The sequence below is a fragment of the Streptomyces sp. 7N604 genome (assembly GCF_052245475.1).
Classification (GTDB): domain Bacteria; phylum Actinomycetota; class Actinomycetes; order Streptomycetales; family Streptomycetaceae; genus Streptomyces.
The window spans coordinates 59,842-79,890 of the sequence record NZ_JBQQBX010000008.1 but is presented as its reverse complement, the minus strand read 5'-3'; the positions used below and the strand labels follow the sequence as shown (position 1 = coordinate 79,890).

Below are 20,049 nucleotides of genomic sequence, written 5' to 3'. Positions count from 1 at the left end.
CGGCGAGGGCGGCCGCCATCGCGCGTCGGCGTCGGCGGACGGTTCTCAGCAGGCGGTAGCGGGCGCTGCCCGGTCGCAACGGGCCGAAGAGAGGGACCTCGCGCGGCGGGGGAGCGGGGAGAGCGTCGCCGGTGTGGCCGACGGTGGGGGAAGGGCGGGGCATGCGGGACATGACGACACCACCTGTCGCGAAGAGCTGAAGCCGGAGTGCGGAGACGCGAGAGCGGATCTGCTCCCGTTTCCGCTCATCACGATGCACGGCTTCGCCCGGCCCCGCTGAGGCCTGTGGACTACTCCCCGGTTGTGGACAAGTCCGTCACCCACACGCGCAGCAAACCTCTCGCCCGCTACCGCAGCAAGCGCCTCCGCCCGCTACCGCACCGCAGCCATGGCAGCTACGGCAGATCCAGCCCGGTGTCCAGCCCGTCCAGCGCCCTCGCGCACAGGCAGTCGCGGTCCGCCGAGTCCGGGAGTCCCGCTACCGCGTCGAAGAGCACCGTCCGCAGCCGCGCCACGTTCTTCCCGAACACCTGCAGAACTTCCTCCATGGAGACGCCCTCGCCGGTCTCCGCTCCCGCGTCCAGGTCCGTGACCAGCGTCAACGACGAGTAGCAGATACCCAGTTCGCGGGCGAGCACCGCCTCCGGGTGCCCCGTCATGCCGACGACCGACCAGCCCTGCGCCGCGTGCCAGCGCGACTCCGCCCGGGTCGAGAAGCGCGGTCCCTCGATCACCACCAGCGTCCCGCCGTCCACCGGCTCCCAGCCGCGCCCGCGCGCCGAGGTCACCGCTGCATCCCGCCCCACCGGGCAGTACGGGTCGGCGAAGGCCACGTGCACGACGTTCGGCACCTTCCCGTCCGGCAGGGCCTCCCCGTCGAAGAAGGTCTGCGTTCGCGCCTTCGTACGGTCCACCAGCTGGTCCGGTACGAGCAGCGTGCCCGGCCCGTACTCCGCCTGCAGACCGCCCACCGCGCACGGCCCCAGCACCTGCCGGACCCCGAGCGAGTACAGCGCCCACATGTTGGCGCGGTAGTTGATGCGGTGCGGCGGGAGGTGGTGCTTGCGGCCGTGCCGGGGCAGGAAGGCGACCCGGCGGCCCGCGACCTCCCCCAGGAACAGCGAGTCGCTCGGCGGCCCGTACGGGGTGTCCACCGCGATCTCGGTCACGTCATCGAGGAAGGAGTAGAACCCCGAACCGCCGATGACTCCGATGTCCGCCTGAGGGCTGCTCGTCTCGACCATGCGGCCACTCTATGCGGGGCCGGGAACGCGCCGGACCCCGTCGCCTCGACTCGGGGCGACGGCGTCCGATGCGCGCGTGTGGCCGCCGGTCTGCGCCCGGCCTGTAAGCGGGGTGATCCCCGTCAGGCCGCGCTGCTCGACGACGGGGAAGACGAAGACGAGGAGGAGCCGCTCGACGACGAAGACGACGAAGACGAGGAGGACGAAGACGACGAGGACGACGTCGACGAGGAGGACGAGGAAGACGAGCCGTTGCTGTCGCTCTTCGACTCCGAGGACGCCCCCGACGACGACTTCGCCGCGCTGCCGGCCGAGCCGGACGCCGAGCTCCGGCTGTCGTTCCGGTAGAAGCCGGAGCCCTTGAAGACGACACCGACCGCCGAGAACACCTTGCGCAGGCGCCCCTCGCAGCTGGGGCACTCGGTGAGCGCCTCGTCGGTGAACTTCTGCACCGCCTCGAGGCCCTCGCCGCACTCGGTGCACTGGTACTGATAGGTCGGCACTTGCTCCTCCTGGCACTCTCACTCAATGAGTGCTAACGACGCACCATAGTGCAGCATTCCTCGGGATCAGTCCACTGCAACGGGCATACGGTGATCGACCCCACGTGCCCCGCGCGCCGCGACGCGCCCCGCGACGCGCCCCGCGACCGGACCCCCGAGATCCCCTGCCGACCGCGGTACGAGCCGCCCGCGCAACGCCACCACCGTCAGCAGCGCCAGCGCCGTCCCGGCCAGCGGCACCGTGAATCCGGCGCTCGCGCCGAAGCCGTCCGCCAGCTGCCCGGCCGCCGTCACCGCCGCGGCCTGCCCCAGCGCGACCGATCCGGTCAGCCAGGTGAAGGCCTCCGTACGGGCGGTCGGCGGGACCAGGGTCTCCACCAGCGTGTAGCCGGTGATCAGCGCGGGGGCGATGCACAGGCCCGCCAGCAGCCCGAGTCCGCCCAGCAACAGCGGCGAGTGCGCTGCCCACAGAACCGAGCAGGCCAGCGCCAGCGCGCCGTACGCGATCAGCAGCCGCCGCCGGACTGGCCTGCGCCAGGCGATGGCGCCGCAGGCCACACCCGCGAGCATGTTGCCCGCGGCGAAGATCCCGTACAGCAGGCCGTTCATGCCCGGCTGCCCGATCTCCTGGGTGAAGGCGGTCAGCGAGACCTGCATGCCGCCGAAGACCGAGCCGATCCCGAGGAAGGCCGCGGCCAGCACGCGTATGCCCGGCACGGCGAGGGCGGAGGTGTGCGGCTCGCGCAGGCCTCGGCGCGCAAGCCGGTTCGCGGGCGGTGCGGTGCGGCGCTGGGCCGCGAACAGCAGGCCGCCCGCCAGGGTCAGCGCGGCCTCCGCGACCAGGCCGGACGCCGGGTGGACCCCGGTGCACAGCGCGGTCGCGAGGACCGGCCCGATGACGAACGTCAGCTCGTCCGTGACGGACTCGAAGGCGGCCGCGGTCGACATGAGCGGGGTGCGGTCCAGCATGGCCGCCCAGCGGGTCCGCACCATGGGGCCGATCTGCGGGACGGAGGCGCCGGTCGGCACTGCGGCGGCGAACAGCGCCCACAGGGGCGCGTGCGCCAGCGCGAGCGCCGTGAGCAGGGCTCCGGACGCCGCGTGGATCAGCACGCCGGGCACCAGGACCGCGCTCTGCCCGAAGCGGTCGGCGAGCTTCCCGCTCTGTGGAGCGAACAGGGCCATGGAGACGCCGGTGACGGCCGCGACCGCGCCAGCGGTGCCGTACGAGCCCGTGGTGTGCCCGACCAGCAGCACGATGCTGATGGTGAGCATCGCGAAGGGCTGCCGGGCGGCGAAACCGGGCAGCAGGAACGTCCATGCGCCGGGTGTGCGCAGCAGCTGTCCGTATCCGGGACGCTGCACGGGAGCGGGAGGTGCGGTGGTGACCGCGGATGCCACGGCCGTTGCCTTTCTGCCGCCTGGTAGCGCACCCGCGTGGGTCCTCACGGAGCGCGCCGAGAGCTGTCCTCTCGCGCTGGACCGGGGTAGATACCGGGGTCCGCACCGATCAGGTGGCAGGGGGACCGCGGCCGCCGAGCGGTCGCGCCAGCTCTGCATCAGGCAGAGTGGGTCGTCGGTTGCTGCTTGATTGTATAGGGAAAATGGGGCCAAGATCCTGTGATTTGCGTGACCGCAGGCCGCTCTTCCCTGTGATTGACCAGCGACGCGGTAACGCCCCACGGGAGTGGACGCCCCGTCGGCCACGCGCGCGCAGGCCGGCGACCCGGCACGCGCGCGTGCACGCCAAGCGGATCCGCCCACGCGCGCGTGCAGGCCCAACGGCCCGCCCACGCGCGCGTGCAGGCCCAACGACCCGCCCACACGCGCGTGCAGGCCCAACGGCCCGCCCACGCGCGCGTTCAGCGCGCCCCGTTGCCGCCGAGGCCCAGCCAGCCCGCCAGCTTGCCGCCCTCCGCCACGGCCCGGAGTCGTTTCTCCGCCGCGTCCCGCACCGGGTCCGTCGCCACGACGAGCAGCTCGTCCCCGCGCCGCAGCACGGTCGTCGGCGATGGTACGAAGCTCTTCCCTTCCCGTACGACCAGGGTGACTGCGGACCCCCTGGGCAGCCGCAGCTCACCGACCTCCACGCCGTGCATCCGGGACTTCTGCGGGACGGAGACCGACAGCAGGTGTCCGCCGAGGCGCTCCAGCGGCGCCGACTCGATCCCCAGGTCCGCCGCCGTCTCGCCGTTGCCCAGCCGCAGCCGCTTGGCGACCCAGGGCAGCGTCGGGCCCTGCACCAGCGTGTAGACGATCACCAGCATGAAGACGATGTTGAAGATGTCCTCGCTGGCGTCCACCTCGTACACCATCGGGATCGTCGCGAGCACGATCGGCACCGCGCCGCGCAGCCCGGCCCAGGACAGCAGCGCCCGCTCCCGCCAGGGCGTACGGAACGGCGTCGTGCTCACCACCACCGACAACGGACGCGCGACCACGGTCAGCACCAGGCCGACGATGACCGCCCGCACGATGTCGTCGCCCAGCTCGTGCGGCGTGACCAGCAGCCCCAGCAGGACGAACATGCCGATCTGGGCGATCCAGCCGATGCCTTCGGCGAAGCCCCGGGTGGCGGGCCAGTGCGGCAGCCTGGCGTTGCCAAGGATCAGGGCCGCGATGTAGACGGCGAGGAATCCGCTGCCGTGCGCGAGCGCGCCCCCCGCGTAGGCACCGACCGCGATGGCCATCACGGCGATCGGGTAGAGGCCGGAGGCGGGCAGCGCCACATGCCGGAGCCCGAAGGCGCCGAGCCATCCCACCGCGAGGCCGACCGCGGCTCCGATCGCCAGCTCCAGGACGATCTTGCCCAGGAGCGCGTACCAGGAGTCGATCGGCCCTGCCGTCGAGAAGGCGACCACCAGGATCACCACGGGTGCGTCGTTGAAGCCCGACTCGGCCTCCAGCGCGCCCGTCAGCCGCGGGGGCAGTGGCACCTTCCGCAGCACCGAGAAGACCGCCGCCGCATCCGTGGAGGACACCACCGCGCCGATGATCAGCGCTTGCCGCCACTCGAGACCTACGAGGTAGTGACCCGCCGCCGCGGTGATCCCCACGCTCACCGCGACGCCCACCGTCGACAGCACCGCCGCAAGCGGCAGCGCCGGCTTGATCTCCCGCCACTTGGTCCCGAGGCCGCCCTCGGCCAGGATCACCACAAGCGCGGCATAACCGAGCACCTGGGTCAACTGGGCGTTGTCGAAGCCGATGCCGATGCCGTCCTCGCCGATGGCGACGCCGATCCCCAGATAGATGAGCAGGCTGGGCAGCCCGCTGCGCGAGGAGATCCGGACCGCCGCCACCGCGACGAGCAGAAGGATCGAGCAGACCAGCAGGAGTTCGTTCAGGTGGTGGACAGTCAGGGGCCGGACCCTTTCTCACGTTATGGCCGGAACGTTCCTGCTCACCGACCGGAAGTTCATTGCCTTACCTAATATTTTACGGGTTCTTGACGCCGGCCATCGTCGCGCCCCGACTCCCCGTACGGGCCGGTCAGGCGCTGCGCCTATGGTTGCTCCAGCACTCCCAGGTCCACCCTGCCCCTCTAAGGACAGCGATGCCCGCCATCAAGACCGGCCCCTCGGGCAAGAAGAAGGGTCGACGTGCCCGCCTCCTCGTGATCGCAGTCGTGCTGCTGCTCGTGGCGGGTTTCGGCTACGGCACGTACTGGAGCGTCAGCACCGTGCGCGCCTCCTTCCCGGAGACCACCGGCTCGCTCAAGCTCAAGGGCCTCTCCGGACCGGTCGAGGTCAAGCGGGACGGCCACGGCATCCCGCAGATCTACGCGGACTTCGACGAGGACCTCTTCCGCGCGCAGGGCTTCGTCCAGGCACAGGACCGGTTCTGGGAGATGGACGTCCGCCGCCACATGACCGCGGGCCGGCTGTCCGAGATGTTCGGGGAAGAGCAGGTCGAGTCCGATGCCTTCCTGCGGACGCTGGGATGGCACAGGGTGGCCAAGCAGGAGTACGACACCAAGCTCTCGGCGCGCACGAAGAAGTACCTCCGGGCGTACTCCGAGGGAGTCAACGCCTACTTGAAGGACCACGAGGGCTCCGCCCTGTCCGTGGAGTACGCGGCGCTGGGCCTGAGCAACGACTACACCCCCGAGAAGTGGACCCCGGTCGACTCGGTCGCCTGGCTCAAGGCCATGGCCTGGGACCTGCGCGGCAACATGCAGGAGGAGATCGACCGTTCGCTGATGTCGAGCCGCCTCACCCCGCAGCAGATCGAGGACCTCTACCCGGACTACCCGTACGACCGCAACCGGCCGATCGTCGGCGCCGGCTCCGTGAGCGGCGCCACCAAGACGTTCGACCCCAAGGGCACCGCCACCCGCTCGCAGAGCGGCGCGGACGCGGACGCGGACACCGCGGCAGGCGTGGCCGCGCAGGGCACCAGGACCCAGCTGTCCTCGCTCTCGAAGACCCTGGAGGACATCCCCGCGCTGCTCGGCCCCAACGGCAACGGCATCGGATCGAACTCCTGGGTCGTCTCCGGCAAGCACACCGCCACCGGCAAGCCGCTGCTGGCCAATGACCCGCACCTGGCGCCGCAGATGCCCTCGCTCTGGTACCAGATGGGGCTGCACTGCCGCAGCGTCAGCGAGTCCTGCCGCTTCGACGTGGCGGGCTACACCTTCTCCGGCATGCCGGGCGTCGTCATCGGCCACAACCAGGACATCGCCTGGGGCTTCACCAACCTGGGCGCTGACGTCTCCGACCTCTACCTGGAGAAGGTCACCAGCGACACCTACCTCTCCGACGACAAGCAGGTCCCGTTCACCACCCGCAAGGAGACGATCAAGGTCGCGGACGGCTCCCCGCGCGAGATCACGGTCCGCTCGACCGGGAACGGGCCCATCGTCTCCGACCGCAACGGCGAGCTGAGCAAGGTCGGACGGCAGGCACCGGTCGGCGACGCCGCGCCCGACCGCGGCAGCGGCTACGCCGTATCGCTGCGCTGGACCGGGCTCGCGCCGAGCAAGTCCATGGACGCGGTCCTCGGACTGAACGCCGCCTCCGACTGGACGAGCTTCCGCAAGGCCGCCCGCGATCTCGCCGTCCCCTCCCAGAACCTCGTCTACGCGGACACCCAGGGCAACATCGGCTACCAGGCGCCGGGCCTGATCCCGGTCCGCGGCAAGGGCGACGGCCGTCACCCGGCCGACGGCCGCTACCCGGCACCCGGCTGGGACTCCCGCTACAAGTGGACGGGGTACGTCCCGCAGTCCGCGCTGCCCTGGGAGTTCAACCCCTCGCGCGGCTACATCGTGACCGCGAACCAGGCCGTCATAGACCAGAGCACCTACCCCTACCTGCTGACCGAGGACTGGGGCTACGGTGCGCGGAGCCAGCGGATCACCGATCTCATCCAGTCGAAGATCAAGGACGGCGGCAAGATCTCGACGGACGACATGCAGACCATGCAGCTGGACAACAGCAGCGAGATCGCCGAGCTGCTCACGCCCTATCTGCTCAAGATCGACGTCAAGGACCCGTACGTCCGTGAGGCGCAGAAGCTGCTGGAGGGCTGGGACTACACCCAGGACGCCGACTCGGCCGCGGCCGCCTACTTCAACGCGGTCTGGCGCAACACCCTGAAGCTGGCGTTCGGCAACAAGTTGCCCAAGGAGCTGCGGGTCGAGGGCCAGTGCCTGCGCGTGCGCCCGGCGGACGACTCGGGCCCGCTGGAGGACCTGGACGGCAACGCGCGGACGGTGCGGGAGTGCGGCGAGCGCGCCCCCGACGAGGCCCAGCCGGACGGCGGCGACCGCTGGTACGAGGTGATCAGGTCGATCCTCAGGGACGAGGACAACGACTGGTGGAAGACCTCCGGCACGGTCCGCAACCCCGGGGACCGCAGCCGTGACGAGCTGCTCGCCCACGCCATGAGCGACGCCCGCTGGGAGCTCACCGCCAAGCTGGGCAAGGACGCCGACACCTGGAGCTGGGGCCGTCTGCACCAGCTGACGCTGAAGAACCAGACGCTGGGCACCGACGGACCCGGCATGGTCCAGCACCTCCTCAACCGGGGGCCGTGGAACCTGGGCGGCGGCGAGGCGGCGGTCAACGCCAGCGGATGGAACGCGGCGGGCGGCTACGACGTGATCTGGGTGCCGTCGATGCGGATGATCGTCAACCTGGGGGATCTGGACAAGTCGCGCTGGATCAACCTCACCGGCGCGTCAGGGCACGCGTACAACGACCACTACAGCGACCAGACCGACAAGTGGGCCAAGGGCGAGCTGCTGCCCTGGGCCTTCAGTGGCCGGAAGGTCGAGGACGCCACGTCCGACACGCTGGCGCTGACACCCTAGCGGCGGCGCTCAGTCCCGGTGCCGGAAGCGCCTGACACCGTCGGGCGTCACCACCGCGTCCACGGGGTGGTCGTGCGGCTCCTCAGGAACCCGGACGACCACCTCGTTCGCATACAGCAGCACCACCAGGGCCGGGTCCGCGCCGGCGGCGGCCAGCCGGGCCAGGACGCGGTCGTAACTGCCCCCGCCGCGGCCAAGCCGCATGCCCCGCTCGTCCACCGCGAGTCCGGGCAGCAGCACCGCGTCCGCGGCCGTGATCGCGCCGGGCCCCAGCCGTGGCCCGTCCGGCTCCAGCAGCCCGCGCCGGGCGGCCACGAGCCGCTCCCGGCCCTCGTACGCGCCCCAGTCGAGGTCGTTGTCCTCGAGCAGCACCGGGAGCAGGACCCGTACGCCACGCGCGCGCAGTGCGTCGAGGAGCGCGCGCGTCCCCGGTTCGCGGCCCACCGAGACGTACGCGCCGACCGTGCGGGCCCCCGCGAGCTCCGGAAGCTCCAGGGCCTGCCGCGCCAGAGCGGCCTCTGTTCCCGAGACGTCATCCACTGTCAACCCGGCTCTTACCGCCAGGAGATCCCGCCGCAACTCGGCTTTCCTAACCTGGCTTCGATTCACAGTGGGTACAAACCTCTCTGTATGAGAACGTATTTACCGGGACCACATCTTCCACTCATACGTACCGGTTATGGTTCTCCGCATGACTGAATCGCGCTCCCGGATCAGCAAGGCTGTCATCCCTGCCGCCGGACTCGGCACCCGTTTCCTGCCGGCCACCAAGGCCACTCCCAAGGAAATGCTGCCAGTGGTCGACAAGCCCGCGATCCAGTACGTCGTCGAGGAAGCCGTCACCGCCGGTCTGCCCGACGTTCTGATGGTCACCGGCCGCAACAAGCGGCCGCTCGAGGACCATTTCGACCGCAACTACGAGCTCGAAGAGGTGCTGCGCCGCAAGGGCGACGACTCCCGCCTCGCCCGCGTCCAGGAGTCCAGCGACCTCGCCACGATCCACTACGTCCGCCAGGGCGACCCCAGGGGCCTGGGCCACGCTGTCCTCTGCGCCGCTCCGCACGTCGGCGAGCAGCCCTTCGCCGTCCTCCTCGGCGACGACCTGATCGACCCCCGTGACCCGCTCCTGGCCCGCATGATCGACGTGCAGGAGCAGCACGGCGGCAGCGTCGTCGCCCTCATGGAGGTCGACCCCGCCCAGATCCACCTCTACGGCTGCGCCGCCGCCCAGCCCACCGGCGAAGACGACGTCGTCCAGGTCACCGACCTCGTGGAGAAGCCCGATCCGTCGGAGGCGCCCAGCAACTACGCCATCATCGGGCGCTACGTGCTGGACGCCGCCGTCTTCGATGTGCTCCGCAAGACCGAGCCGGGCCGCGGCGGCGAGATCCAGCTGACCGACGCGCTCCGCACGCTCGCCGAGACGCCCTCCCTCGGCGGTCCCGTCCACGGCGTCGTCTTCAAGGGCCGCCGCTATGACACCGGCGACCGTGGCGACTACCTGCGTGCCATTGTCAGACTCGCGTGCGAACGTGAAGACCTGGGGCCGGACTTCCGGGCCTGGCTTCGCAGTTATGTCACCGAGGAGATGTAGCGATTGAGCAACACCGCTGACCGGGCCGCCGCGCCGGACGGGCTGGGGGACACACCCCGTACGGGCCCGGACCCCGGTGCGGCGGGGGAGGCGCGGGACGACGACCGCGTCTGGACCGTGACGGAGCATCTGCAGGACATCCTCAGGCACGTCCGGCCGCTCGAGCCGATCGAGCTGCAACTCCTCGACGCCCAGGGGTGCGTCCTGGTGGAGGACGTCACCGTCCCCACCGCCCTGCCGCCCTTCGACAACAGCTCCATGGACGGCTATGCGGTCCGTACGGTCGACGTCACCGGCGCGTCCGAGGAGTACCCGGCCGTCCTGACCGTCATCGGCGACATCGCGGCCGGCTGTGGCGAGCTGCCCGTCGTCGGGCCGGGCGAGGCCGCCCGCATCATGACCGGCGCCCCGATCCCGCCAGGCGCCGAGGCGGTCGTGCCGGTCGAGTGGACCGACGGCGGTACGGGCGGCGGCCCGGCCGCCGGAATGCCGGCCGCGGCCCAGGCGCCCGAGGGCTCAGGTGGGGAGGTCCGGGTCCACCGCTCCGCCGAGGCAGGGGCGCACATCCGCGCCCGCGGCTCGGACGTCACCGTCGGAGAGCTGGCCCTCACGGCCGGTACGGTTCTCGGACCCTCGCAGATCGGCCTGCTCGCCGCCATCGGCAGGGGCTCGGTCAGGGTCCGGCCGCGGCCGCGGGTCGTGGTCGTGTCGACCGGCAGCGAACTCGCCCAGCCGGGCGAGGTGTTGACCACCGGCCGGATCTACGACTCCAACAGCTTCGCGCTCACCGCCGCTGCCCGCGACGCCGGGGCCATCGCCTACCGCGTCGGAGCCGTCGCCGACGACGCCGCCACCCTCCGCTCCACCATCGAGGACCAGCTGATCCGCGCCGACATCATCGTCACCAGCGGCGGCGTCAGCGTCGGCGCGTACGACGTGGTCAAGGAGGCGCTCTCCCCGTTCGAGGTGGCCGGGGAGGACGGCTCCCCGGCCGCGGGCGCGGTCGGCCGGGTCGAGTTCCGGAAGCTCGCCATGCAGCCCGGCAAGCCCCAGGGCTTCGGCCGCATCGGCCGCGACCGCACCCCGCTGCTGGCCCTGCCCGGCAACCCCGTCAGCTCCTACGTCTCCTTCGAGCTCTTCGTACGACCCGCGATCCGCAGCCTCATGGGGCTCGATCCGGTCGAGCGCGAGACGGTCCGGGCGGTGTGCCCCCAGGGGATCCGGTCATCCCCGAAGGGGAAGCGCCAGTTCCTGCGGGGGCGGTACGCGGACGGGGTGGTCACTCCCGTCGGCGGCGCGGGCTCCCACCTGGTGAAAGCCCTCGCCCATGCCAACGCACTGATCATCGTGGACGAGGAGACCACGTCCGTGGAGCCGGGCGCCGAGGTCGCCGTGGTCCTCCTCGACTGATCGGCGGCCGCTGCCGGTACGGTGTCTGCCCACAGGGACCGGACCAGGAGAACGATGAGCAGCGGCAAGCAGCACCTCACGCACCTCGACGACGCGGGCGCGGCCCGTATGGTCGACGTCTCCGGGAAGGACGTCACCGCGCGCACCGCCCGGGCCTCCGGCCGTGTGCTGGTCTCGCCCCGCGTCGTGGAGCTGCTGCGCGGGGAGGGCGTGCCCAAAGGCGACGCCCTCGCCACCGCCCGTATCGCCGGGATCATGGGAGCCAAGCGGACACCGGACCTGATCCCGCTGTGCCACCCGCTCGCCGTCTCCGGCGTGAAGGTGGACCTCGCGGTGGCCGATGACGCGGTCGAGATCACGGCCACCGTGAAGACCACGGACCGGACGGGCGTGGAGATGGAGGCCCTCACCGCGGTCACCGTCGCCGCCCTCACCGTGATCGACATGGTGAAGGCCGTGGACAAGGCCGCGGTCATCACGGATGTCCGGGTCGAGGAGAAGACCGGCGGGAAGTCGGGCAGTTGGCAGCGGTCTTCCCGAGAGGCGCAGGGCGGCTCCGAAGGGTCCGGAGCAGAGCCGGGCGGTTCCGAGGAGCCTGGAGCAGGGGCGGGCGGTTCCGAGGAGCCTGGAGCAGGGGCGGGCGGTTCCGAAGAGCGGGGCCAGGCATGAGCCGCTACCGCGCCCTCGCCGTCACCGTCTCCAACCGGGCCGCAGCCGGCGTCTACGCAGACAAGGGCGGCCCCCTCCTCGTCGAGGGCCTGACCGCCATGGGCTTCGAGGCCGACGGGCCGCGCGTCGTCCCGGACGGCGAGCCCGTCGAGGCCGTGCTGCGCGAGGCCGTCGCCGCCTCGTACGACGTCGTGCTCACCACCGGAGGCACCGGCATTTCGCCCACCGACCGCACCCCCGAGATGGTCCGCCGGGTGCTCGACTACGAGGTCCCCGGCATCCCCGAGGCGATCCGCGCCGCCGGCCTGGCCAAGGTTCCCACCGCCGCGCTCTCCCGTGGGCTCGCAGGCGTCGCCGGGACTACCCTGATCATCAACCTCCCGGGTTCCACCGGTGGCGTCCGGGACGGCCTGGCCGTCCTGGAGCGCCTGCTCGTCCACGCCGTCGACCAGATCCGCGGCGGCGACCACCCCAGACCCGCGGGGAGCTGAAGCTGAACGTCCCCTGGCCCGTGGTTCTGGCGGACGGCGATGTCGCCCTCCGTCCCATAAAGCTGCGCGACCAGCGCACCTGGCGCGAGGTCAACCGGCGCAACCGCGACTGGCTGCGGCCCTGGGAGGCGACCATCCCGCCGCCCGCCCCCGGCAGCCCCGTCGCCCACCGCCCCTCGTACCGGCAGATGGTGCGCCACCTGCGCGCCGAGGCGCACGCGGGCCGGATGCTGCCGTTCGTCATCGAATACCGGGGACAGCTCGTCGGGCAGCTGACGGTTGCCGGGATCACCTGGGGCTCGATGTGCTCGGGCCACATCGGTTACTGGGTCGACGAGGCGGTGGCGGGCCGCGGAGTTATGCCGACGGCCGTCGCACTCGCGGTCGACCATTGCTTCCGTACGGTCGGGCTGCACCGCATCGAAGTGTGCATCCGGCCGGAGAACGGACCGAGCCGCCGAGTCGTGGAAAAACTCGGATTCCGGGAGGAAGGGCTGCGGCCGCGCTACCTCCATATCGACGGGGACTGGCGTGACCACCTCGTCTACGCGCTGACGGCGGAGGAAGTCCCCGAGGGCCTGGTCTCGCGCTGGCACCGGGTGAGGCCCCACACAGCCCATAAATGAAATACATGTTCGAAATTGGGGCAGGTGCGATCAGATTCGCAGGATGCTGATCTCAACAATCACAAAAAAGGTTCGAGATATCAGCCAGATCGTGCGACACACCGCGCCAATTGGCGGATGGCCTCCCGCGAACCCCTCTACCGTGTGAGGCGTGAGCAGCAGTGGCCTCATCTACGCAGTCATCGTCGGGGCCTGGGCCGCCTACTTGGTGCCGATGTGGCTCCGTAGGCAGGACGAGCTCAATGAAGCCCGTCCGACGGAACGCTTCAGCACCGCCATCCGGCTGCTGGCCGGACGGGCGGGAATGGAGCGCCGTTACGCCAAGGACCTGGAGAAGCGCAACTCCGACGAAGGGGAACCCGAGCGGAGTGCCGCGGACCCGGACGCCGAGACCGACTCGGTCGACGTCCGGGCTTTCGCCGTCTCCGCGTCCGGACCCGGCGCGCAGCGCCGTTCCGCGGAGGTCGACGAGGCATCGCAGCGGCGCGATCGGCGCGATGAGGCACCGCAGGGGCGCACGGAGCGCGCGGCGCCCCGGCCCGCACAGCGACCCGCCCCGTCCGCGGCCCAGCGCGCCCGGCGCTCCAAGGCCTTCGCCCGCCGTCGGCGCACCACCATGGTGCTGTTCCTCGCCTTCACCCTCGGCTCGGTAGTCGCCGCGGTCGGTGGCCTCGCCTTCCTGTGGGCTCCGGCCGTTCCCGCCGTCCTGCTCAGCACGTACATCGCGCATCTGCGCCGCCAGGAGCGCCGCCGCTTCGCCTTCACCATGGATCAGCGCCGCGCGGAGGCCGCCGCCCAGCGGCTGCGCGAGCGCCGCCCGCGGCCGTCCGCCCGCCCCGAGAAGGGCACGGGGGACGCCGCCGCGGACGGCGACCCCGCGGCGCCCGGCTCCGACGGCGCGGCCGCCGACGGCGCAGGCCCCGCCTCCCCGCACGCCGCGGGGAGGCGCGCGCTGGTCGAGCAGACCGACCACGCGGAGTGGGTGGACCAGCAGCGCCGGCGCGGCGCGGCCGAGGGGGACAGCTGGGACCCGGTGCCGGTGCCCCTGCCCACGTACGTCACCGCGCCCGTCGCCCCGCGGGCCACGGGCAGCCTGGACCTCGACGCACCGGACGCCTGGAGCTCGGCCCGCTCCAGCACCGCCGAGCCGAACGCGAGCGCTCAGCCGGCTGCTGAGGCGGCGCCCCCGGCCGACCCGGGCCCCGCGGTCCGGCGCCCCCCGGGCCGCCGTGCCCGTGAGCGCGGCCGCACCCCGCTCTTCGACCAGTACGCAGAGCAGGACCGGCCGCGCGCGGCCAACGAGTGACGGGAGCGGTAGAGGGGGGCGGCGCCGGGGCAGGTCACCGGCCCGCCCCCGGGGAACGGATTTCCAAGCACTCCGGCCGGAGTGCTAAGGTTTCACCCGTTGCAAGGGCCTGTAGCGCAGTCCGGTAGCGCACCTCGTTCGCATCGAGGGGGTCAGGGGTTCAAATCCCCTCAGGTCCACAGCAGCTCAAAGCCCCTGACGGAGATATCCGGCAGGGGCTCTGTCGTGCCGTACAGCAACGAAGTACAGCAACTAGTTTCGATCTTGCCCGTCGAGGTGCTTGCCGAGCTTCCGCAGCGCCTTGCGTGTCGCCTCGGACGGAACGTGTGTGTACTCGGCACACCTGCGGATCGCTGCTCGCCGCGCTGGATCTTGCGCACGCCCGCTTTGACGGACCGGGCAGCGAACTCACGGTTGAAGTTTCGGGGATCAATCGGAGTGCCGTACCGCGTGGTGAACACGAAGCCGGACTTGGTCCACAGCTCCCGAGCCGCTTGTTTGGTGGCCTCCTGTGTCTTCTGCCGCAGTTGCAGCGCGGTCACGCAGATCTGAGGCCGGGGAGCGTTGCGGTCGACGCCTGAGTCTTGGTCTCGTCGTGCACTAGGCGGCGGTTGATGCGCTGCAACTGGTGCTCCAGCGTGATCTCACCCGCGTCTAGATTCACGTTGTCCCATATGAGCCCGAGCACCTCCCCGGCGGAAGCCCAGGACGAGGATCAGTACGTACGCCGGGTACAGCGGATCACCGGCCTTGCGCGCGGCCTCCAAGAACGTCCGGGCTTCCTCGACCGACCACGGCTCGCGCTTCCGCTTCCGGCCCGACCGGACCTTGACGAGACCCGCGACGTTCTCGGTGATCAGCTCTTCCGTCATGGCGTTAGTGAGCGCCGACCGGAGTACGGCCCGTGCATCCTGCACCGTGCGGCGGGACGGGACCTGTTCGCAGCACCGCCCGATCGCGCAGCAGCGCCGCTCGTCCTTTGACCGCTTGGCGTCCTTGCCCTGTGCGCAGCACTGGCACTGATCCATCAACTTGTTGACCCACGCACGCACGTCACGCACCGTGAGCTTGTCCAACCCTTATCGCCGAGGCCGGGCGCGATGTAGAGGCGGACGTGCATCGCGTACGTCTCGGCGGTCTTCGGCTTCAGATCCGGCTACACGACGTTCTTGAGCCAATACGCGAGGTACTGAGCGAGCGTTGGCGAGCTGGTGGCCACCGGTCCCTTGCTCGCTTCAGCATGGAGCTTGACCCACTTCTCATGCACCACAGGGCGCGTTGGGCCGTAGACGTATTTGCGCTTGCGCTCACCGACCGGAGTCGTAACCCAGACGTACGCTGCGAAGCCGTTCTTGTACGGGTAGATGGAACCCTCTCCGTTACCGCGTTTCCCGCTCATGCGGACCACCCCTGCTCGACCTCACGGGCGCGGCGCTCTACGTACTCGTCAACCCAGCGCGGCCGTATGCGTCGGTTGCGGCCATCCTTGACTGAGCGGATCTCTCCGCTGAGCACGAGCATCTTGGCAACCTCGGCGGTGGTGTACCACTTCCTCTCCACCAGAGCGGTGGTCATGCCGTATCTCCTTCCGTGGTGTCGTGGGTGAGTGCGGCGGCGAGCCATTCCTCACCCCGGGTGAGGCCGGTTCCGGCGAAGGTCCACTGCGCGAGGACGAGCGTGGTTTCGTCGCTGTCTGCGTCGGTCGGCATGGGGGTCTCGTCACCGCATGCGATCGCAGCTTGCAGGCGTCGCCAATCGGCACGGGCGGCGCGGAGGGCGCCGAGGGTGGTGGAGTAGCGGCGGGTTTTGGTGGAGAAGTGGCCGCGGAAGCCGAGCATGTGGGCCCAGGCCCGCAGCCGGAGGTCTGCCAGTTCGGGGCGGGCGCCGAGCTGCCAGGCCCTGCGGATCAGTCGCCGGGCATGGTCGGAGAGGTTCATCCGGGCTAGCTCGGCGAGGAACTTCAGCGGCCGGTCCAGGGTGCCGGTGGTGGTCTGGGCGCCTTTGGTGGCGTACTTGGCGATGTACGCGGCGACAGCGCGGGCAGTCAGCGCGGTGCCGCCGTCGAGATCGGCGGAGCGGATCGGGCGGATGTCGAGCTGAGTGCCGAAAGCGAAGGTGTGGACGCGGCCGTCGACCACAGGGCTGGGCACCTCGGCAGCCTTGACCGCCTGGCGGTACGGGACGACGGCTGGCCGCAGGAGTGATCGGGTACGCGTCTATCTGGCCGGGGAGGCCGCCTCGCCTGCAGCAGCACCGCGAACTGACCGCACGGGCCACCAAGGCTCGCCGAGGCCAGGGACAGCCATCTGCACACCGTCCACACCCGGAGGGACGGTGGTCACTCGGCACTCCGACGGCGACGTGCGCTGGTGGACCTGGGCGGGGCACCGGGCCAACGCCACCCTGGCGGCCTCCTTGTCGTCCTGGTGATGACGAACCGTCCGGACGAGCGACCGGTGGGTTCTGCGGCGTGACGGCCTCCACGGGGACGTCTGGCGCGTCGCTTTGGTGGAAACCGGCGCAACGCTGTGTCTGCCCGAGGTAGACGACCGCACAGTCGCGGACTGAGGTTCGGGGAGACGTTGCCACCCCTCCTGGCCAGGCCACCCTCGCCGCTCGACTAGCGGATGAGAAGGGCGCGACCCACGTCCTTGCGGAGCCGGTTCGCTTCGTCAGCCTCAACGGGGATTAGTCCCAGCTGGCGCGCACGCCAAGGACTCTTGATCGCCGCACTGTCTTCGTATCCCCCTTCATGTCTGAAGTCGGCAATGGGTGACGCGTAAGGCGTAAGAGAGTGTCACATGGCACGCTGTACAAGCGGCTGGATGCATGTCGTGCCCGCCACGTTGCATGCAGGTGGACGAATGAGCACTCCCAGTGCTCACTCTCGTAAGTCAGTCATCTTTCCTATTCTCGTGGTCATCCGGACGCCGAAGGCGCACCCCGAGAAATGGAGTTGAGCGATGCTCAGCGCACCGCACGAAGGACGACTGCTCACACAGGCACAGATCGGCTCCCTCGCCGGTGTTGCCAGAACGACCGTCAACTACTGGAGGAAAATGCCCGGTTTCCCCGCAGCCGAGCGGGCCGGCGACATGGAGCTGTTCCGGCAGGACGCGATCCTTGCCTGGCTTGACGACCGGGCGATCCCCGGGCGGTCGCGCGGCGCGTCGGAGCCGGACGGTGCCACCTACGGCGATCGGATGCGCCGCGCACTGCGGACGGCGGCCGACGCCACCGGCGGCACGCCGGAGTTCCCGTTGACCCGACCGACGCCACGTCTGAGCCCGGCCGAGCGGAGCTCGCGAGACGTGCAGCGGGTGCGCGAGCTTATGGGGGAGCAGGTCGAGCGGGTACGGGGTGCCGGCTCGGTCGTCGACTACATGAACCTGCTGCTTTGTTTGCTCTTCCTGCGCGGAGCCGACGATCCGCACTGGGGTCGGGTGATGGAGCAGGCGGGCACGGGCAGCGGATCGGACGGCAGCCGCCTGCTCCTACGCCACATCGGGGAGGTGGTGGACGAGCTACTGAAGCGCTTGGGGATGGTCCCCGGCATGCAGGAGCAACTCCTGCGACTGGAACCCCGGACTTACGCCGACCTCACGAGCGTCGTGCGACAGGTGGGGCTGCTGGGTCCGGGAGCGTTCCGGCTTGTGCTCGACGAGTACGAGAGGCGGGCAGGGCTGCGCAGCGGCGAGTTCTTCACGCCGCACGCCGTGGCACGAATCATGGTCTCGATCGCTCTGGATGAGCGCGCTCCCGGGACACTCGGGGCGGTCTTCGACCCGTACGCCCGCGGCGGGGAGCTTCTCGCCGCGGCGGTGGAGCACCGCCAGGCCTCGTTCCCAAGAGAGGTGCGCGGGTACAGCCATGCCCATGGCACCGCCCGGCTGGCGAGCATGAATCTGGCGCTGTTGGGAGTGCGCTCCTGGGTGCGGCTCTCCCGCCGGACGCCTTGGTCTCAGGGGCGGGAGCGCGTCGCGTCGCAGTTCTCGCTCGTACTGACCAACCCGCCGTTCAACATGAGCGACTCCACCCGGGAGGCCCGCGCCGAAGGGGACTGGCCGTACGGTGCTCCGCCCGTCGGAAACGACAACCTCGCCTATCCCCAGTACGTCGTCGGTTGCCTGGAAAACGGCGGCGCCGCCGCGGTGGTCATGCCCAACAAGGCTGGCGACTCGGCCAACAGCGCCGAGCAGGCGATCCGCGAGAACCTGGTGGAGCAAGGCGTGGTGCGGTGTGTGCTGGAGCTGCCGGACCGGCTGTTCTCCAGCACATCCGTCCCAGTGTCGGTGTGGTTCCTGGGCTCCCCCGCGAACGCCTGCAAGGACGTGGTCTTCCTCGACGCGCGGGAGGTGGGCACTACGCACAAGGGCAGACGCGTGCTGGGGGACGAGGACGTCCAGGCGGTCGTCGAGGCGTACCGTATGGCCCGCTCGTCCAGGGTGGGAGAACAGCCGTTGGCGGACGGGGGAGTCAGGAACGGTTTGGTGCCCACCGCCGTCGTGTCCCGCGAGGCGATCCGGGAGACGGGCTACTCGCTCCGCCCCACTGTCCACCTCGGCACGGGGCGGCATCAGCCACCGGTCACGGATCGCGCGGTCACCCAGGCTTGGCACACGGTGGAGCAGCTGCGGTGGGAGGTGCAGGAAGCGGACGCCGACGTGGCGGCCGCCGGGATCGGGACGGGTTTCCCGCCCTCGGCAAAGGAGCGGGACGCCACGCTGATCGAGTTGTGCGACATCGCCGCGGGCCCGTCGTACACCAGGCTGCGTGCCGAGCCCCCCGCACCGGACGGCGACGTGCCCATGGTGTACCCAAGCCATCTGCGCAACGGCCGAATCGACCACATCGGCGATAGGTATGTCTCGTTCCGGTTGGCGGACCGGCTGCGCGACTTCCGGGTGGAGGCGGGTGACATCCTCTGCATCCGGTCCGGCGCCATGGGGCCGCCGGCGCTGGTACGGCCGCAGGAGGCCGGCTGGCTCATCAGCACCAACCTCCTGCGGCTGCGGGTGAAGGAGCGGGCGGAGGTCGATCCCGCTTATCTGGCCGCGTACCTCGGCCGCCCCGACGCGGTCGCCTGGGTACGCGACCGGGCCTCCGCGACCGGGGCGCCAACGATCAGCAAGGCGTCGCTGGGCACCCAGCCGGTCGTCCTCCCGCCCTACGACGAGCAGCGGCGCATCGCGGGGGCACTTGCCGCCCTGGAGGCGCAGGCCGCGGCACACCTGCGCTTCGCGACGGCGGTTACGGAGGCCCGCGCCACTATGGCGGACTTGCTGACGGCCTTCGATCAGCTGCGCTGACGGCCTCCACTCGTTACCGACCCTCGCCGACCCGCGGTCGACCGTGAAGCGGACCCCTTCGCTCCGTCCCACCTCGGCGTCGCTCAACTTTCTCCGACACCATTCTGAAGGGAACTCGCCGTGACTCCTCCGGCTCCTCCGACCTCGCCGCGCCCCGCCCACACCTGGGTCCCGTGGCTGCTGGCGATGGCACTCTTCTCGCTCGTCATCGCCATGGCCATCGGCATCCTGAAGTCGCTTGCGGGGGCGGGCCTGGTGGAGGCCGTTCTGGCAGGCGGCACCGCGTTCGGTGCGACGATGGGCACCTGCCTGGTCGCCGTCACCGCGGTGAAGGAACTCCGAAAGATCACGTAGTCGCCACGAGAGCGTGACGCGCCGGTCGGCGCGTCAGGCCGACGGATGAGTCCGCCTCGACTCTCGTCGATACAGGTGCGGCAACGAAGGCGCTGCGGCAGGGGCACGCCGCAGCACCTGCTGCGTCATGTTTCGCAGAGCGGTGGGTGGGGCCCGGGCAGGGAACTGGCCTTTTGGCCCGGCTGGTCGATGTCTGCCTTTCCCCTCGCGCCGCGCGACGGATA

General features: G+C 70.6%; 17 protein-coding genes, 1 tRNA gene and 2 pseudogenes. 10 read left to right on the top strand and 10 right to left on the bottom strand.

The window, feature by feature from the left end:
* Positions 1-395: 395 nt before the first annotated feature.
* The 4 genes from ACTWP8_RS10985 to ACTWP8_RS10970 all read right to left on the bottom strand — a co-directional run bounded on the left by ACTWP8_RS10985 (position 396) and on the right by ACTWP8_RS10970 (position 5,109).
* Positions 396-1,244, bottom strand: a complete 849-nt coding sequence (locus ACTWP8_RS10985; protein WP_443321941.1) for an S-methyl-5'-thioadenosine phosphorylase — start codon at positions 1,242-1,244, stop codon at positions 396-398.
* Positions 1,245-1,366: 122 nt separating this feature from the next.
* Positions 1,367-1,747 carry an FmdB family zinc ribbon protein gene (locus ACTWP8_RS10980; RefSeq protein WP_443321940.1) on the bottom strand — a complete coding sequence of 127 codons (381 nt, stop codon included), beginning with the start codon at positions 1,745-1,747 and terminating at the stop codon, positions 1,367-1,369.
* Positions 1,748-1,813: 66 nt separating this feature from the next.
* The gene (locus ACTWP8_RS10975) at positions 1,814-3,148 is read right to left on the bottom strand and encodes an MFS transporter (protein ID WP_443321939.1); all 1,335 of its coding nucleotides are present in this window, start codon (positions 3,146-3,148) and stop codon (positions 1,814-1,816) included.
* Positions 3,149-3,609: 461 nt separating this feature from the next.
* Positions 3,610-5,109: a potassium/proton antiporter gene (locus ACTWP8_RS10970; protein ID WP_443322061.1), complete on the bottom strand. Its 1,500-nt coding sequence runs from the start codon at positions 5,107-5,109 to the stop codon at positions 3,610-3,612.
* Between the two features lie 194 nt (positions 5,110-5,303).
* Here ACTWP8_RS10970 and ACTWP8_RS10965 point away from each other — a divergent pair, with 194 nt between their 5' ends.
* On the top strand, positions 5,304-8,066 hold the full coding sequence (locus ACTWP8_RS10965; protein WP_443321938.1) for a penicillin acylase family protein: 2,763 nt from the start codon (positions 5,304-5,306) through the stop codon (positions 8,064-8,066).
* A 9-nt stretch (positions 8,067-8,075) separates the two neighbouring features.
* On the opposite strand, the gene ACTWP8_RS10960 is transcribed toward ACTWP8_RS10965, so the two are convergent.
* Positions 8,076-8,675, bottom strand: a complete 600-nt coding sequence (locus ACTWP8_RS10960) for a 5-formyltetrahydrofolate cyclo-ligase (protein WP_443321937.1) — start codon at positions 8,673-8,675, stop codon at positions 8,076-8,078.
* Positions 8,676-8,757: 82 nt separating this feature from the next.
* Between ACTWP8_RS10960 and galU the strand changes: the two genes are divergently transcribed.
* The 7 genes and pseudogenes from galU to ACTWP8_RS10925 all read left to right on the top strand — a co-directional run bounded on the left by galU (position 8,758) and on the right by ACTWP8_RS10925 (position 14,341).
* Positions 8,758-9,660: a UTP--glucose-1-phosphate uridylyltransferase GalU gene (gene galU, locus ACTWP8_RS10955; protein WP_443321936.1), complete on the top strand. Its 903-nt coding sequence runs from the start codon at positions 8,758-8,760 to the stop codon at positions 9,658-9,660.
* A 42-nt stretch (positions 9,661-9,702) separates the two neighbouring features.
* Positions 9,703-11,070 carry a molybdotransferase-like divisome protein Glp gene (glp, locus tag ACTWP8_RS10950; protein WP_443322060.1) on the top strand — a complete coding sequence of 456 codons (1,368 nt, stop codon included), beginning with the start codon at positions 9,703-9,705 and terminating at the stop codon, positions 11,068-11,070.
* A gap of 54 nt (positions 11,071-11,124) precedes the next feature.
* Positions 11,125-11,604, top strand: a pseudogene (moaC, locus tag ACTWP8_RS10945) (cyclic pyranopterin monophosphate synthase MoaC); the annotation flags it as partial.
* Positions 11,605-11,735: 131 nt separating this feature from the next.
* Positions 11,736-12,230 (top strand): MogA/MoaB family molybdenum cofactor biosynthesis protein, encoded by a 495-nt coding sequence (locus ACTWP8_RS10940; protein WP_443321935.1) that lies wholly within the window; start codon positions 11,736-11,738, stop codon positions 12,228-12,230.
* 2 nt (positions 12,231-12,232) lie between these two features.
* Positions 12,233-12,856 carry a GNAT family N-acetyltransferase gene (locus ACTWP8_RS10935; RefSeq protein ID WP_443314209.1) on the top strand — a complete coding sequence of 208 codons (624 nt, stop codon included), beginning with the start codon at positions 12,233-12,235 and terminating at the stop codon, positions 12,854-12,856.
* Positions 12,857-13,007: 151 nt separating this feature from the next.
* Positions 13,008-14,162 carry a divisome protein SepX/GlpR gene (gene sepX / locus ACTWP8_RS10930; RefSeq protein WP_443321934.1) on the top strand — a complete coding sequence of 385 codons (1,155 nt, stop codon included), beginning with the start codon at positions 13,008-13,010 and terminating at the stop codon, positions 14,160-14,162.
* Positions 14,163-14,267: 105 nt separating this feature from the next.
* Positions 14,268-14,341 (top strand) — tRNA-Ala (locus ACTWP8_RS10925).
* Here ACTWP8_RS10925 and ACTWP8_RS10920 read toward each other — a convergent pair.
* The 5 genes and pseudogenes from ACTWP8_RS10920 to ACTWP8_RS10900 form a co-directional block, all read right to left on the bottom strand.
* Complete coding sequence (locus tag ACTWP8_RS10920) at positions 14,333-14,704, bottom strand: hypothetical protein (RefSeq protein WP_443321933.1); 372 nt, start codon at positions 14,702-14,704, stop codon at positions 14,333-14,335. The two genes, ACTWP8_RS10925 and ACTWP8_RS10920, sit on opposite strands and share 9 nt — an antisense overlap.
* A gap of 102 nt (positions 14,705-14,806) precedes the next feature.
* Positions 14,807-15,214: a hypothetical protein gene (locus tag ACTWP8_RS10915; protein ID WP_443321932.1), complete on the bottom strand. Its 408-nt coding sequence runs from the start codon at positions 15,212-15,214 to the stop codon at positions 14,807-14,809.
* Between the two features lie 104 nt (positions 15,215-15,318).
* Positions 15,319-15,561: a hypothetical protein gene (locus ACTWP8_RS10910; RefSeq protein WP_443321931.1), complete on the bottom strand. Its 243-nt coding sequence runs from the start codon at positions 15,559-15,561 to the stop codon at positions 15,319-15,321.
* Complete coding sequence (locus ACTWP8_RS10905; protein WP_443321930.1) at positions 15,558-15,737, bottom strand: DNA-binding protein; 180 nt, start codon at positions 15,735-15,737, stop codon at positions 15,558-15,560. Before ACTWP8_RS10905 ends, ACTWP8_RS10910 begins: the two co-directional genes overlap by 4 nt.
* Positions 15,734-16,336: pseudogene (locus ACTWP8_RS10900) on the bottom strand (replication initiator); the annotation flags it as partial. The gene ACTWP8_RS10905 and the pseudogene ACTWP8_RS10900, both read right to left, overlap by 4 nt.
* A 789-nt stretch (positions 16,337-17,125) precedes the next feature.
* Here ACTWP8_RS10900 and ACTWP8_RS10895 point away from each other — a divergent pair.
* Positions 17,126-19,471 (top strand): N-6 DNA methylase, encoded by a 2,346-nt coding sequence (locus ACTWP8_RS10895; protein ID WP_443321929.1) that lies wholly within the window; start codon positions 17,126-17,128, stop codon positions 19,469-19,471.
* A gap of 120 nt (positions 19,472-19,591) precedes the next feature.
* Positions 19,592-19,825, top strand: a complete 234-nt coding sequence (locus tag ACTWP8_RS10890; RefSeq protein WP_443321928.1) for a hypothetical protein — start codon at positions 19,592-19,594, stop codon at positions 19,823-19,825.
* Positions 19,826-20,049: the final 224 nt, after the last annotated feature.